General features: G+C 47.7%; 16 protein-coding genes and 1 pseudogene. 12 read left to right on the top strand and 5 right to left on the bottom strand.

Translation table 11 applies throughout. From position 1 onward, the window contains the following. Nucleotides 1-83 precede the first annotated feature (83 nt). Both ACJ8IL_RS22280 and ACJ8IL_RS22275 read right to left on the bottom strand, forming a co-directional pair. Complete coding sequence (locus ACJ8IL_RS22280) at nucleotides 84-575, bottom strand: 4'-phosphopantetheinyl transferase family protein (RefSeq protein ID WP_442516842.1); 492 nt, start codon at nucleotides 573-575, stop codon at nucleotides 84-86. Nucleotide 576: 1 nt separating this feature from the next. Continuing rightward, nucleotides 577-777 carry a helix-turn-helix transcriptional regulator gene (locus tag ACJ8IL_RS22275; protein ID WP_442516841.1) on the bottom strand — a complete coding sequence of 67 codons (201 nt, stop codon included), beginning with the start codon at nucleotides 775-777 and terminating at the stop codon, nucleotides 577-579. Nucleotides 778-851: 74 nt separating this feature from the next. On the opposite strand from ACJ8IL_RS22275, the pseudogene ACJ8IL_RS22270 reads away from it, so the two are divergent. From ACJ8IL_RS22270 to ACJ8IL_RS22215, 12 genes and pseudogenes are all read left to right on the top strand, one after another. Further along, nucleotides 852-968, top strand: a pseudogene (locus tag ACJ8IL_RS22270) (IS66 family transposase); the annotation flags it as partial. 1,325 nt (nucleotides 969-2,293) lie between these two features. Further along, complete coding sequence (locus tag ACJ8IL_RS22265; RefSeq protein WP_442516840.1) at nucleotides 2,294-3,193, top strand: integrase domain-containing protein; 900 nt, start codon at nucleotides 2,294-2,296, stop codon at nucleotides 3,191-3,193. A gap of 533 nt (nucleotides 3,194-3,726) precedes the next feature. Then, a complete protein-coding gene (locus tag ACJ8IL_RS22260) occupies nucleotides 3,727-4,065 on the top strand; it encodes a hypothetical protein (protein ID WP_072008249.1) in 339 nt (112 codons plus the stop codon). A gap of 88 nt (nucleotides 4,066-4,153) precedes the next feature. Then, complete coding sequence (locus ACJ8IL_RS22255) at nucleotides 4,154-4,528, top strand: hypothetical protein (RefSeq protein WP_442516839.1); 375 nt, start codon at nucleotides 4,154-4,156, stop codon at nucleotides 4,526-4,528. 95 nt (nucleotides 4,529-4,623) lie between these two features. Next, nucleotides 4,624-5,202: a hypothetical protein gene (locus tag ACJ8IL_RS22250; protein WP_180547767.1), complete on the top strand. Its 579-nt coding sequence runs from the start codon at nucleotides 4,624-4,626 to the stop codon at nucleotides 5,200-5,202. Nucleotides 5,203-5,276: 74 nt separating this feature from the next. Then, nucleotides 5,277-5,762 carry a hypothetical protein gene (locus ACJ8IL_RS22245; protein ID WP_180547766.1) on the top strand — a complete coding sequence of 162 codons (486 nt, stop codon included), beginning with the start codon at nucleotides 5,277-5,279 and terminating at the stop codon, nucleotides 5,760-5,762. Nucleotides 5,763-5,848: 86 nt separating this feature from the next. Beyond that, nucleotides 5,849-6,451 carry a DUF3085 domain-containing protein gene (locus ACJ8IL_RS22240; protein WP_100395943.1) on the top strand — a complete coding sequence of 201 codons (603 nt, stop codon included), beginning with the start codon at nucleotides 5,849-5,851 and terminating at the stop codon, nucleotides 6,449-6,451. Nucleotides 6,452-6,526: 75 nt separating this feature from the next. Next, the gene (locus ACJ8IL_RS22235) at nucleotides 6,527-7,540 is read left to right on the top strand and encodes an ArdC family protein (RefSeq protein ID WP_442516838.1); all 1,014 of its coding nucleotides are present in this window, start codon (nucleotides 6,527-6,529) and stop codon (nucleotides 7,538-7,540) included. 11 nt (nucleotides 7,541-7,551) lie between these two features. After that, nucleotides 7,552-7,830: a TA system toxin CbtA family protein gene (locus ACJ8IL_RS22230; RefSeq protein WP_142002981.1), complete on the top strand. Its 279-nt coding sequence runs from the start codon at nucleotides 7,552-7,554 to the stop codon at nucleotides 7,828-7,830. Continuing rightward, a complete protein-coding gene (locus ACJ8IL_RS22225; protein WP_442516837.1) occupies nucleotides 7,823-8,095 on the top strand; it encodes a hypothetical protein in 273 nt (90 codons plus the stop codon). Before ACJ8IL_RS22230 ends, ACJ8IL_RS22225 begins: the two co-directional genes overlap by 8 nt. 115 nt (nucleotides 8,096-8,210) lie before the next feature. Then, a complete protein-coding gene (locus ACJ8IL_RS22220) occupies nucleotides 8,211-9,134 on the top strand; it encodes a DUF1281 domain-containing protein (RefSeq protein ID WP_442516836.1) in 924 nt (307 codons plus the stop codon). Nucleotides 9,135-9,248: 114 nt separating this feature from the next. After that, nucleotides 9,249-9,938, top strand: a complete 690-nt coding sequence (locus ACJ8IL_RS22215; RefSeq protein ID WP_442516835.1) for an N-6 DNA methylase — start codon at nucleotides 9,249-9,251, stop codon at nucleotides 9,936-9,938. Nucleotides 9,939-9,997: 59 nt separating this feature from the next. On the opposite strand, the gene ACJ8IL_RS22210 is transcribed toward ACJ8IL_RS22215, so the two are convergent. The 3 genes from ACJ8IL_RS22210 to ACJ8IL_RS22200 are packed head-to-tail and all read right to left on the bottom strand — an operon-like array spanning nucleotide 9,998 to nucleotide 13,189. Then, nucleotides 9,998-11,710, bottom strand: coding sequence for an ATP-binding response regulator (locus ACJ8IL_RS22210; protein WP_241169196.1), 1,713 nt, complete (start codon nucleotides 11,708-11,710; stop codon nucleotides 9,998-10,000). After that, the gene (locus ACJ8IL_RS22205; protein ID WP_147840622.1) at nucleotides 11,707-12,210 is read right to left on the bottom strand and encodes a molybdopterin-dependent oxidoreductase; all 504 of its coding nucleotides are present in this window, start codon (nucleotides 12,208-12,210) and stop codon (nucleotides 11,707-11,709) included. Before ACJ8IL_RS22205 ends, ACJ8IL_RS22210 begins: the two co-directional genes overlap by 4 nt. Continuing rightward, nucleotides 12,203-13,189: a glycosyltransferase family 9 protein gene (locus ACJ8IL_RS22200; protein ID WP_147840623.1), complete on the bottom strand. Its 987-nt coding sequence runs from the start codon at nucleotides 13,187-13,189 to the stop codon at nucleotides 12,203-12,205. The genes ACJ8IL_RS22205 and ACJ8IL_RS22200 overlap by 8 nt, the downstream gene beginning before the upstream one ends. Between the last annotated feature and the right edge of the window lies 1 nt (nucleotide 13,190).

Here is a 13,190-nt window from a genome sequence, read left to right as displayed (position 1 = left end):
TGGTTTGAAATATCTACTTCAATGCAGTCTAAACCTAGTGATAATCCAATTCCCCGATATTTCATATAAGACTCTTTTAAGGTCTAGAGCCTCCAAAAATAAGATACGCCATCATTGTAAGGAAGAGATGATATTTTTTTATATTCATTTTTGGTAAAGTAATTTTTACTTATCTCAAGATGAGAAATAGACATTTCTGGAAATGAAATAATCGCAAGATTTCTGATTTTTTCAATATCTACACCAACGTCACTTGTTTGACTTACGGCTACTGCAACAGCATCGAGAGTATGTGATATATTGAAATACAATGGTTTTTGTAATTCCGGATAAATAATAATGGGTTTGCCATAGCTGTTTTTGGTGAATTTCCAACTTTTTCTGCTAATGTTTGGATAGAGTTTTTGCAAAGCTGATTTTAATATTTTTCGGGAGGTGATGTAGTTGTTTTTGTCTTGTTTTATTTTTATTTTATTATATGATTCTAACTCATCGCTATTTAAGTAATGGCGATAGTCAAGAATTCCATCGTGATTAAAGTCATGAGTTTTTGCAATAAACAAAGATGTTTCCATATTATATAATTTCCATTTTATGGGCTATATAAATAGCATTCTTTATATTTTTGGCATTTATTTTACGTACGATGTTATGAGAGTGAAATTTTACTGTATTAATTGAGATGTTAAACTTTTCAGATATTTCGGTGCAGCTATATCCTTGCGATAACAAATATATAACTTCCACTTCACGCTTTGATAATTTATATACATCCATATAACCCCCAGTATCTTTGCTAAGATGCCATATTGTATATTTTTTGACTACTTAAATCCATTGTCAAAAATAGAATGTCCCAACACTCAGAGCTGGCAAAGGCGTACGCGCTGAACCAGTGGCAGGCGCTGACGTACTATGCAGAAGATGGCTGGGTGGAAGCGGATAACAACATCACTGAGAATGCTGTTTTCTGGCCACTGCAAAAGTTTAAGCAGTGCGAAACGAGGCTGATAAATATACCCCAAGCCTTGTTCACCGGCAGCGTATTGATCGTTGGATACTCCAGTCATGCTTTAGTCCCTGAGTCGATTGAGCTTTTAACTGAACGGCTAAAATGACTCACGAAAGCAACGAGCTGCCATTCAACGTTCGGCGTTAGATATCAACATCATCTGTATTGGCTTAAAACACTACCACTGCGTCAATTGGATGAATAGAAAAAGTAAGTACTTAGGGATGAAAAGTTTGAAGTGGCTGACGTTCAGCACCGAGATTTACCTTACTGATTAGGTATTTAGTAATCTGAATGGAAAACAGCGCTCGGTTAAGTAAAGACAGTAGGGATGTGAATAACGGGAATTGACGGACTCCAGTAAGATCGCTTAACCTATCTATGTTGTATCGTCGTCCTCGGGCGACCATCCAATGTCTCAGCACTCTGTGAGAGGCGCCTTCGGGTGAGTGCCATCCAATGTTTCATGTGACCTGTGAGAAACGCCTTCGGGTGGTCACAATATCCTCGTAGCCTGGAAGAGGATGCCCATGTGGCGGTACCTCCGTTTACCCTTTGAGAACGGAGATCACGATTGTGATGAAGGTTCATTAACGACTCAACCGCGCCAGTCCTGGTACGGTTCTTTTCACTAATAACGTATGTGTTACGTCTTTCAGCTATAAAGCTCGCCAAGGCGAGGTTTTACGCTTCAACGTTTTGATTATTTTATCTTTTTCGACGTGTTGCTGACGATGCGACTTTTGAACGCACGTATAAGGCCATTTGGTACATTTGGCCGCTTACGTGAGTCTCATTAGGAGCAGAGGAGCGCGCGTCACTTGTGAAGTGGCGAAGACACTACCAAGTGACGCGCGTAGCGCATAACGTCTCAAACCACGCACGACGTGGCTTTCAACGTTTTACTACCATCTGACCAACATGTAGTCCGTGTCAGTACGGTCTTAAACACTCATTCACTTCAACGTAATTACGACGGGAAATCCGTTTTGAACGTTTCACTATCTAAAAAGGAGGAAATCGACTCGGTATCGATGGCGACACTACGAACAGTAGTGTTGGAGGCAGCTTGACGAAAGTCAGCTCTGCATAAGCAGCAAACAGATCAGAGATCTGGGGTGCCTCGCAAGAACTCAACATTTCGCCGCCCCGATGCACAGATACCAGTCGAGACGCAGGAAGCGCAAAAGCAACCGTGTCGTCGGGGTTGAAATTACTGGGGTACAGATCCGTCTGCTTCTTTTAAAGCAGAAGGACGTGTATCCCATTGGAGATGTTAAGATGTCCAGATTCGGTAAACAGCTGGGAAAACAACTTGTCACGCTAGCTCGTCAGGGACGAGGGAGTTTTAAAACCGTTGCTGACCGTTCCAGAATTGCAGACCGTTTTTCTGAACGTCTGGCAAAGTTGAATATTCAAATTCGTGATGTAAAACACATTAAAACGACCCATATCGAAAAGTACATTCATAGCCGGAAGGCTGAAAATATATCGCTTCGCACATTACAAAACGAGATGGCAGCAGTGCGTTCAATCATGTCAGTTGCGGGCCGGAATAAGCTTGCTGATCCCCATCATGAGAAATTGAGCAACCAGGCTCTCGGGATTTCAGGTGCTAACCGTGATGGGACAAAAGCTCCTATTTCGGATGAAAAATTAACTGCTGTCATAAATTACGTCTTAAAAAAAGATGCAGGGGTAGCATTGGGTGTTCAGTTGTCTCGCTATGTAGGTTTGCGAACGGAAGAAACTGTTCAGTCAGCAAAGTCATTAAAAACATGGCGGCAGGCTTTAATTAATGGCGATGAGCGTGTTCGGGTTGTGTTTGGCACGAAAGGAGGTCGCCCTCGCGATACAACTATTTTTAATCGTGAGAAGGTTTTATCTATTTTAGATGCTGCAATAAAGCATTGTGATGACCATAATGGAAAATTGATTGATAAACCTTCATTGCATACAGCAATAGAACGTTATCGAAATATTGTTCGTGAGGCAGGAATGACAGGGAAAGATGCTCCCCATAGTTTGCGATACGCGTATTCACGCGATGCGGTGACTCATCATGTTAAAAATGGAATGAGTCGTGTAGAAGCAGAGGCATTGGTATCGATGGATTTGGGCCATGGTGATGGCCGAGGACGTTATATTAAGCAAGTCTATTTTAAAGGTGATGTGGAGTAACGGATTAATTGCATTTAGTATGCGGGATTTTATTAATTTAAAATTTTCTCAACGGTATACGTGAATATGATGGTTCGTACATAAGGTCGCAGCTCTCACAGGGCTGCGACCTCAAAATGATAATGGTACTGAGATGTTACGTTATTAGGATAATAGGAAAAATTAATCCAAAAACAGGTGCGCATGGCCTCTTGACAGATCAGCGATTTGCTCGGAAAATAAACATGCTTACTCGTTGTCTTCGGACAACCAGCCAATGCTTCAGCACTCTGTGAGAAGCGCCTTCGGGTGAGTGCCAACCAAAGTTTCAGCGGTCTGTGAGAAACGCCTTCGGGCGACTGCGAATATCCTCGTAGCCTGAAAGAGGAAGCCCCAGTGGCGGTAACCCTGTTTAACCTTTGAGAACAGGGATCACTTAACGGTGATGAAGGTATTGACCGATGTCATAACGACTGCGGTTGCTGCAATCTGATCCCCCGGGGAAATACCTTTCCCTTGGGAGCGGTGTTTCCCTTTTTTACAGGAGAAACACCATGTCTGTTTTTACTTCTTCAGTTGTTCCTGATTTCTTCTCAACCCTGCACCGTGTCAAATCGGCTGTCCAGCGAATACCTTTTCGCATGGCGCCGCCGCGTTTTACTGACTGGTACGTCAATGCAGCAGGTAATTTTGCCGTTCGCGCGCATGTTATCTGCAGTGATGATGGTTCGGTCAGCGCGTTACTGACGCTGCGCAAAGGTTGGTACAAAGGCGAATATACCTACGCAAGCACCCACGTTGTGCTGTCTTGCAAGCATACCGAGCGCAGAAAAGCTTACCGACTCGCCAGCCAACATGCTGAGCATTTGGCCAGACTGCGTTACCGCTTTTAGAGCGGTCGGTTTACCCACTTAATACCCTGACGGGGATTTACACCCGTTATGGGGATAAATCCCTCGGCATTTTATGGAGGATTTATCGATGCATACCCCGTTACCCAACGTACTTGACGTGAAAACCGCGCTTGATGCGTTTCATTTCCTTTGCCTGGTGGAAGGCAAGCTCATGAGTATCCGGGCTTGCCAGCGTCTGGGACTGGGTCTTGAACGTGAAGACCCCACTGAGCTGAATGATGTGGAAAATGCCGTTATCAATGCGGGTGAGGCCTTTGGGGGTTTCCTGCTGGTCATGCAGTACGGCTATATATCGACACTTTCCGCTAACGGGCAAGCGCTTATGGCTCGTCTGGATACACTGAGCAAAGATATTTACGCGTCTTATTGGGCGCAGGCCGTGGAGCAAGGCAAGCGCGATGTCGAAGCCGACATTGCGATTGGCGAGCTCGAGGTTTGGTGATCGGCACGGCAGCCTGACAGACACACACCCTGACGGGGATTTATTCCCGTCCGGGGGATAAATCCCCCCAATTTTTTGTTACCGGAGGATTTATCGTGAGTATGAACGTTTATTTTGTCGCATCACCGTCCCAGGACGCATGGATTGATTTCACCCTGGCGGTGACCGAGGTGTTCTGGTTGTTGCCTGAAGAGGCCCGGCCAGAAGGTATCACGGAAGCCGGTCAGCTGTTTGATGGCATGATCTTCGAAACGGCCGGTTTACGTGTATCACCGGTAGCAGAGGTAAATATCCCGATGCAACCGATGCCTTACGTCGAAGAACGTGTGGGGTTCTTTCAGCGCCCTGATTTTTTTCACCGACTGGTTCTGATACTGATTCATAACCTGTGCCCTGGCTCTGTACGGATAGAGCGGAACGACTCCAGACTTTCCAAAAATCCAGGATGGGAGTTGCCACTACTCTGGTTGCGCCACCACCTTAAACGCCCGGAACTTCTTGCTCCGGGTGAAGTGGATGAGGCGGCACTGGCTGATGACTCCATTCTTTACCATTTGGAAGGGTATAGCAGTCATAACGATGATCCCGATGAATTGCTTTGTCGCTGGCGCGTTATTGTCGGCATGGATGAAGTGCTGGCCGTGCGTCTGAATCAGGCGCATTCGGCGGCATAGTCGCGATTTTTTGATTCACCCGGCAGGGCTTCCCTGCAGGGGAGCTCCTGTCCGTATACCGAGAGGAGTGACCCATGGGGCTTGATATCAACTTTTTCCGTCAGCGTAAGGCTGACTATCCAATGTTGCCGGTAAACGGCGACTGGACACCCGTCGGTGACTGGGTGCCGTGTTCACCAGCGTGGCTGGAGGACGGCGGTGATTGTGCGCAGGCGCCGCGAATATACAACCACAAAACGTGTAACCACTACCATCCGCCGCTGCTGGTTCACACCTGTCATTTTCGCGGGTTTACTGCGTTGATGCATTGGGTGGACAACAGTGTCGGGGAGGTCACAAGCGGTGAGCTGATGGCGTTCGACCGCAACGACGTCCAGATGCTGGATTTGTGTCTGTCGCGGCTGAATGAAGCGAACTGCCATGAAGAGTTTCCTTCTGAATCGCGTGACTACGGCGGTATTTACTGGACGCAGGTCGATTTACTGAGGGAGTACGTTAACAGCGTTCTTGCCGGTTTTGATTTCAGTCTGGACCACCTTTACTTCCGGGCTTCGTGGTAACACCACCCACTGACCATAACGTTTCATTTCCCTGGAGGGGCTTTCCCTCCCGGGGAAGTCCGTCTCCGCAACTCAGGAGACTTATCATGTTGCATTTTAACCCTGCAGAACTGCGCGCCGTGGTGGCTGAAGTGCGCGCCAATCAGTGTGCGCTGGTGTTGGCCAAGGATAATGGCGTCTATCTGATGCCGGCCGTGGGCGAACGAAACGCCACCGGCCGTATCAAACACCTGGCGTATGCCGACGGGTGTCATCCTGACAAGGATGAGGCCTGGTATGAAACGTCCCGGCAGCTTGCCGGCGGCGACGACTTTGGCGAGGAGCTGGTGCTGAACGACAGTTGTATCGAACGAATACTGTCGCAAGGCCATGAGCTCTGGATCCACCTGTTACCCGAAACGGTCTATATGCACGTTGCCACGGTTAACTGGGTGTGTGTCGCCGATTATCGCCGGGTGACCGCGCGCATGCTGCAGCTGGCCGAGGTCCATTACTCGGTCTGCGTCAGCCAGGATGAGTTTAAACACTGGCGTGAGCGGGCCATCAACCTGCTGGCCACGGCCTGTCATACCGATTGCAAAAGGGCAAAACCCGCCGATCGGGCTGATTACCTGGCTCTGTTCGAACGGCTGAAACAGCGTGTTGACACAGTGAATCCGAAAGGGGCGCTGCGTTACCCCGCGCTCTAACCACTTTTCCTGTCCCCTGGGGCGTATTCTTCGCCGCCAGGGGAGGAATGCGCCTTTTTCATTGAGGAGCATTCCATGAAGAAAACATCACCATCACGCCGGCCGGCAAAAGCCCGTCGCGAACGACCAGACCTGTACCAACAGGTCACGGACAGTATCATCGGCGCCATTGAGCGTGGCACCTTACCCTGGCGCAAACCCTGGCGAACTGACCGGAAGCGGATTTATACCACCGGGTCGGTCATGCCACAGAACGGCACGACGGGGTACCATTATAGCGGCGTAAACGTGCTGCTCTTGTGGATAGCTGCGGAAGAGCGCGGTTTTCACTCCAATCGCTGGCTGACTTATAAACAGGCGGAAGCCGTCGGTGGCCATGTACGTGCCGGCGAGACGGCAACCCTGGCTGTGGTATTCAAACCCTGGGATAAGCAGGTGGAGGATGCTGATGGTCGGCAGCTGTTTGACGAAGAGGGGAAACCGCTGAAAACGCGAATACCCATGCTGAAGCCGCTGTACCTGTTTAACGTTACCCAATGCGACAACCTCCCGGAGACGGTTGTCGGCGTTATGCCGACAACCGAGACGGATGAGGGGGATGCGTTGGTTGATGCGAAAACGCAGGCTCAGGTTAACACCCTCGTTGAGGCCTGCGGTGTTCGGGTTGAACAGGTCTACCAGGACAGGGCGTTTTACTCCCCGCTCCGGGACCAGATTGTTCTGCCACAGGCTCAACAATTTCGGACTGAGGCGGATTACTGGTCAACGTTATTGCATGAACTGGTGCACAGCACCGGCCATGCTAAACGGCTTAACCGGGTAGGGATCACGTCTTCTTCCCGACGGTTCGGTGACCCGGTGTACGCGTTCGAAGAACTGGTGGCGGAGTTGGGCAGTGCCTTTATGTGCGCGCAGCTTGGCGTCTTTGGCGACGTCCAGCACGACAGCTACCTCGATAATTGGCTCAAGGTATTGCGTGAGGATAAGCGCGCGCTCTTTCGGGCGGCAAAACAGGCCCGTGAGGCATCAGAGTTTTTGCTGAAGCCCCTGGCGGACCCGGTGACAACCGATCCAGCCGTTGCGGCATGAGGAGTCTGGTGATGACGATTGAACAACGTTACTGGCAGACCATTGCCGGCAGGTTACTGGCCAAATATTTTGGCCTGGCGTTAAACGATACCGATCTGTGTGAAGCGGAGTGCGTGATGGCTTTACAGGAAGCGGGAGTGCGGCCGTTTGAGGCGATCAACAACCTGGTGGATAAATACCACCTGGTACGCCTCGGCGCCAATCCCTTTACCTCATCATCACCGTATCTGCGCCAGGTGGAAGAGCTGGGCGTGATCGGTGAAACAGAACAGGAGATAACCGGTGACTAAAGCCACCAACAAGGGGCTGCAGATAACCGTTGATCCTGAGATTGCCAGCGAGCTGGCCTACATGCTGAAGCTTCAGCAGACCTGTGGCGCCGCTGTTCAGCTTGAGAATGTCGAGGGCCTGATCCATTACATTCTGGCGAGTATCGCCGATGGTAGCCGACGTCCGGGCTCGTGGGAGCGCGGAATATTGTTACAGCTGGGATTGGTCGTTAATGGCGACGAACATCAGGTATACCGGGCTCACTATGGCGAGCAAGACCACTAAGTGCTGGGCAGTATCATCGTCCTGGCCATCATGAGGTAACACCTAACCCAACGGGGGAGACTTTCCCCCGTTGGGGAAAGCTCCCTCTTTTTCTTGTAAGAAGAGGAGAACGACCATGTCGAACTGGTGCAATAACCGTTTAGTGATCACTGGCCAATCCGTTTTTGTGGATGAACTGCAGCAATGGGTCAATGGCCATGTTGTTCCTGACTACCGTCATGCGATCCAACAAAGCTGCCGGCTGTTCCTGGCAGGCTACGCCGGCATACTGAAGCCGGCGACGACAAAACCCGGTGTTTATGTGCCTTATCCGGCACTGTTAACGCAGCCGGGGATTGCATCGCCTCAGAACCTGGCCTTTGAACACTGGTTCGGATTGCTGAAGGCGGATGTGCCGTTAACGGGTGAGAACATTCGCCTGATAGAGAGACTCTACCGTCAGTCGGGTATCGATGCGGTGAAATGGGAGAACATCCCCAACGTGGCGAAGGAACGTATGGCGGATGTACTGTCGCGCCAATATGCGGACTGGTTCGGACTGGTGGGGGTAGGCTCTGACATCGATGCCGGCATCTGCTGGGAACGTTTGGGCGTGATGCCCGAGTATACCGCGCCATGCGATATGCTGATGTTGATCCCGACGCGTCTGGCGACCGAACTGAATGGCTCAGGCGGGCTGCTGCGTGATGTGCCGACCACCACTGATCTCTATGGTCGGCAATACGGCGTCGAGTGGCCGGCCGGCCATAATGTCGGTTGCGTACGTGATGGCATCAACACGTTGACGGTACACTTCGATTCTCCGTGGTACCCGCCGGCCGGCGAGGTTATTGGGAGAGTGTCTGAGTTGTTCAGCTGCCAGGTGGAGCATGCCTGGTATATGTCCGATGCGGAACGCAGCGGTTACGATCGCTACGACCGTGGTGAGCATGTTGACGGTGGACGAATAGCGGCTGAAGGTGGGGCGGGTGAGGTGATCCAGCTGACCTACGCCGACAAGGATTCTGTGCCGTTGTCACCGAATGCAGCCGCCGGCTAATCACCGTCTTTTGTTGAAGCACTAACGTATGGCCACCGGTATCCCGGTGGCCTTTTTTTCCCGTGGGGGAGTTCTCCCACTGCGGGTGAACTCCCTTTATTAATGGAGTTCACCATGCTGACGTTTACTGAAGCACAAAACCAATTCATCGGCCTCTTTGGCCAAACGGCACGCTACCATCACCGGTACAAGGTCTTTTCTGACTTTGTTCAGTGCAGCGCGATAGCAATACACAACCGCTTTTGTCCGGACGAGGCGCTGGAGAAGCAGTACATGTCGCTCATCAAAGGGTATGAACGTGAGGATGTTGAACGCCTGGCGCACCTACTTGCTCTGGTCCGAATAGCACTGGCCGCTAAACCTTGTGATTTTTTGGGCATGGCTTTCATGAACCTGGAACTCGGTGATAAACATCGTGGGCAGTTTTTTACGCCCTGGAGTGTGGCATCCATGATGGCCAAAGTGCAATTCACCGGACTGGAGCAACGGTTGTTGACCCAACCGTTCGTGACGATCAGTGAGCCTGCGTGTGGTGCCGGCGCCATGATGATCGCGGCCGCAGTCGAGATTCAGGCGTTGGGGTATATGCCTTCACAGCATATGTGGGTTTCCTGCGTTGATATCGATGTGGTAGCGATGTCGATGGCATATATTCAGTTGTCTTCGCTTGGCATTCCTGGAGAGATTGTGTTGGGGAATGCACTGGCGGATGAACGGCGATTGGTGATGTGTACCCCGATGCATTGGTTAGAACAATGGCAACTTCGATTACAGACGCTTAGAGAGTTTAAAGCGATTAGTTGACAACAATCGCCCCTGACTGGGGCGATTATCTTCAATACGTATTAATTAAGAGGCCTGTTTTACGAGGCGGTATTATTGGCCAAGACTGATTCTATAGCTTTTTTGATATCATTTAATCTGACCGGTTTAGTTAAAATAGCCACATCTTTGATTGGGCTTTCACTCGTATATGCACTAATAAATATGAAAGGCGTATTTTTATTTGGTCCTTTATTCTCTTTGACTCTTTTATATAAGTCATCACCTGTCATTATAGGCATCTGCAGATCGCTCAAAACAAGATCGAATGATTTTCGATATAATTTCTCCAAAGCCCGCTCTGGGGAGGTCGTATACTCGACTGTAAACTCATGCTGAAGAATTGACACCAATGATTCACAGGCCATTTCGTTATCATCGATAATTAAAACCCTGATCTCTTTGGCTGAAAAAATGATATTATCCATATCGGCGGGAATGACCGTTTCTTCATGTTTTGAAAACTCAATGGGTAATGAAACAGTAAATGTGCTCCCTTTACCCACCTCACTCTCTACATCAATAGTCCCGTTCATGGCTTTAACAACACCGTGGACAATGGCCAATCCCATCCCAAAGCCTGGAACCTTGTTATCGCCGCCAACCCTGATGAACGGAAAGAAGATTGTATCAATTTTATCTTTCGGAATACCCCGACCCGTGTCTCTTACCGTAATGACCAGTCTGGACTTGTCGCGGATGACTGCGCTTATCTGTACATTTCCATTCTCAGTATACTTTATAGCATTGGTGACAATGTTCTCTATGATTTGCATAATCCTGGAGGGATCGCTTTTTACATATATATTTTCAATTCCATCTATGCTTACATTGATGTTTTCCTTGTTCAAAATAGTGATGCTTTGCTCAACAGTATCATGCACGAGCTTGTGTAAGTTGAATGATGAGATTTTTATTTCAACATTGCCATTGTCAACTTTGGCAAACTCAGCGAGGTCTTTCATTTGACGTTCCATTTTCATGGCAGCATTCTCTAATCGCTCAAAGTGAGAGAATGCTACGACGTCTTTTTGCTGGGTAATCACCTCCACCGATGAGATTATTGCCTGAAGTGAAGTTCTCAATTCGTGACCTAATACACCAAGGAATGCATTCTTGTTGTTAAATGATTTCTTCTCGGACTCCAGCTGCTTGTTAATGGATTTTACCTGCCGATATGAAACGAAAAGCATCAATGAAAAAATAACGTACAGGATGGCAATGGGAAACCGCATCGAATTGGCTTTGTTAATATAATCCTGCTGTATAATGTCTCTTTGCCTGACTTCAGCATGGTCCGAGATAACGATGAGATCTTTGTTGTCCAGACCTATTAACTCAATGATTTCAAGCAGGTTCGAGTAGTTCGTGTTTTTCTTTTTTAATTCGATATCGATTTTCTCAAGATTTGAATGTATTTGTTCAACCGTTCTAGCATACCCAGCTTCGTCATATAAATATCTGGTCGATATACTTTTATGGAGCAGTACATTAGAGCTTGAGAAAAGAATATCCAATTCTTTTTGCAACTCGTCTTTGTCATCGATCCCTAGCCGTAACTGGTGTTCAATTTTGGCATTAAATCCAGCCAGTCGGATAGCAAACTTTGCAATTGCCCAGGCATAGTTTTCTTGTGGACCCGCTGAGTTAATATTATGGCGCGTGGAAAAGTATTGCTCATACATCCACACAAATCCACCTGTTAGCACAAGGAAAACCAATAAGTATTGAATGATGAGCTTTTTTAGTTTCATTTATCTAGTACCGTTATGCCGCTTACCTGCCAGATATGACGAGCCTGATAAACGGGCGTATTGAGTTTACCGTAAAACTTGTCCATGGGGTAAATGACGAAGTACGGGCCAAAGTCTCTAACTTTCAATTGTTTCCCATCCATTTTATTTGCCAGCAGCATATCGAATTCCTCGACGTCAGAGACCGGAATGTCAACCCAGTAATCATTTAATGCCCTCATTCTTAAAGTTTTCCCACGTGCGCCGACCACATTTAACAAATCTTTGAATTTTACACCTTCGAAATCCACGACGTGACCCAACTCAGTCCAGGATGTTGTTGTTTTTATGTGGTGTTTTTCCAGTGTGTTAAATTCCGCCTCTGTCAAAATGTATCCTGCTCCATAATTTCTGTGGGTTATATCTCCGTCAATATAGATATCTCCTGTTTTCGAGAAAGAAGGGAGGGAAATGAATAAAGTAACTAAGCAGAATATTCCGGATAACATCAATTTACGCATAATAAACCTCAAACTCCTTATTGATTAAGTCAAGTAAGCGTACATTTTCACTGTTATGAACGCCCTCTGTTTCATTATTTCCTATGTAAATGGATTTACAGTTTTTATAGTATAAGCTACGAAGCTCAGGTTTCACTGTGGTGAATATACACGTGGTGGGCGTGTTAAATCCTGCGCCAATGTGTAAGGCTGCTGAGTCACATGTGTAAAGATGCTTCGCATTTTTAATGATGGAGGCAAAGGAAACGGTGTTTTTTGACAATCCTGTGATATTCGTATAGTTTTCATGGCTGATTTCACTGAAACCAAGGACTTTAACTCTGAACCTTCCACTCAGATAAGAGATGATGTTCCTGTGGTATCGCGTGGGGATGCTTCTTATCTTTGTGCTTGCATATGGACAGAAGAGTACATACTCACCCAGGTTCAGATCTTCAATGGGCGAGTACCTGAGCCAGGCATTACTTTTTAATGAGGTTGAAACCTGGCTGTGCTCGACACCCAGATTCCTTAAAAAGAAATCGTGCATCTCCAATGTATCAAAACCTTTCCAGTACAACTGATTTCCTATATCTATAACGAGGTCTGCGCCTGAAAAACTGGTAATGTCAAACGGCATATAGGAAATGTCATCTATAATATGCTTCGCGAGCGTATAAATTTCATTTACATAGTCAGGACAATTTTCGGGGCGAATGACTCTGATTGCAATTCTTGGATTGATTTTCTTTATTGCATGTAGGGCAGATATTCCAACAACTGAGTCACCTAGCGTTACGCCTAACCCATTGATGACAGTCAGGCTTTTGACCTTTGAATAGTCTACGGAAACTTCATTGATTGAGTTATTGAAAATCGTAGGGTTGTTCAGTGGGGAAAGATCACCACAGGGGCTTTCTTTACTCACTCCATAGGGCGATACGATGTATCTTCCGTCCAGCAATAGACTGCCTGTATACGTCAACAAATAATCATCCATA

The sequence above is a fragment of the Serratia sp. CY47444 genome (assembly GCF_052168635.1).
Lineage (GTDB): Bacteria > Pseudomonadota > Gammaproteobacteria > Enterobacterales > Enterobacteriaceae > Serratia > Serratia bockelmannii.
Note: the sequence above shows the minus strand (reverse complement) of the source record. Positions and strands in the feature narration are given on the sequence as shown.

Excerpts from the sequence above, each read along its gene's own strand:
- ACJ8IL_RS22205 (WP_147840622.1), bottom strand. The coding sequence starts at position 12,210 with ATGCGTAAATTGATGTTATCCGGAATATTCTGCTTAGTTACTTTATTC.
- ACJ8IL_RS22265 (WP_442516840.1), top strand. The coding sequence starts at position 2,294 with ATGTCCAGATTCGGTAAACAGCTGGGAAAACAACTTGTCACGCTAGCT.
- ACJ8IL_RS22200 (WP_147840623.1), bottom strand. The coding sequence starts at position 13,189 with ATGGATGATTATTTGTTGACGTATACAGGCAGTCTATTGCTGGACGGA.
- ACJ8IL_RS22275 (WP_442516841.1), bottom strand. The coding sequence starts at position 777 with ATGGATGTATATAAATTATCAAAGCGTGAAGTGGAAGTTATATATTTG.
- ACJ8IL_RS22215 (WP_442516835.1), top strand. The coding sequence starts at position 9,249 with ATGCTGACGTTTACTGAAGCACAAAACCAATTCATCGGCCTCTTTGGC.
- ACJ8IL_RS22280 (WP_442516842.1), bottom strand. The coding sequence starts at position 575 with ATGGAAACATCTTTGTTTATTGCAAAAACTCATGACTTTAATCACGAT.
- ACJ8IL_RS22210 (WP_241169196.1), bottom strand. The coding sequence starts at position 11,710 with ATGAAACTAAAAAAGCTCATCATTCAATACTTATTGGTTTTCCTTGTG.
- ACJ8IL_RS22260 (WP_072008249.1), top strand. The coding sequence starts at position 3,727 with ATGTCTGTTTTTACTTCTTCAGTTGTTCCTGATTTCTTCTCAACCCTG.
- ACJ8IL_RS22240 (WP_100395943.1), top strand. The coding sequence starts at position 5,849 with ATGTTGCATTTTAACCCTGCAGAACTGCGCGCCGTGGTGGCTGAAGTG.
- ACJ8IL_RS22245 (WP_180547766.1), top strand. The coding sequence starts at position 5,277 with ATGGGGCTTGATATCAACTTTTTCCGTCAGCGTAAGGCTGACTATCCA.
- ACJ8IL_RS22255 (WP_442516839.1), top strand. The coding sequence starts at position 4,154 with ATGCATACCCCGTTACCCAACGTACTTGACGTGAAAACCGCGCTTGAT.
- ACJ8IL_RS22220 (WP_442516836.1), top strand. The coding sequence starts at position 8,211 with ATGTCGAACTGGTGCAATAACCGTTTAGTGATCACTGGCCAATCCGTT.
- ACJ8IL_RS22235 (WP_442516838.1), top strand. The coding sequence starts at position 6,527 with ATGAAGAAAACATCACCATCACGCCGGCCGGCAAAAGCCCGTCGCGAA.
- ACJ8IL_RS22230 (WP_142002981.1), top strand. The coding sequence starts at position 7,552 with ATGACGATTGAACAACGTTACTGGCAGACCATTGCCGGCAGGTTACTG.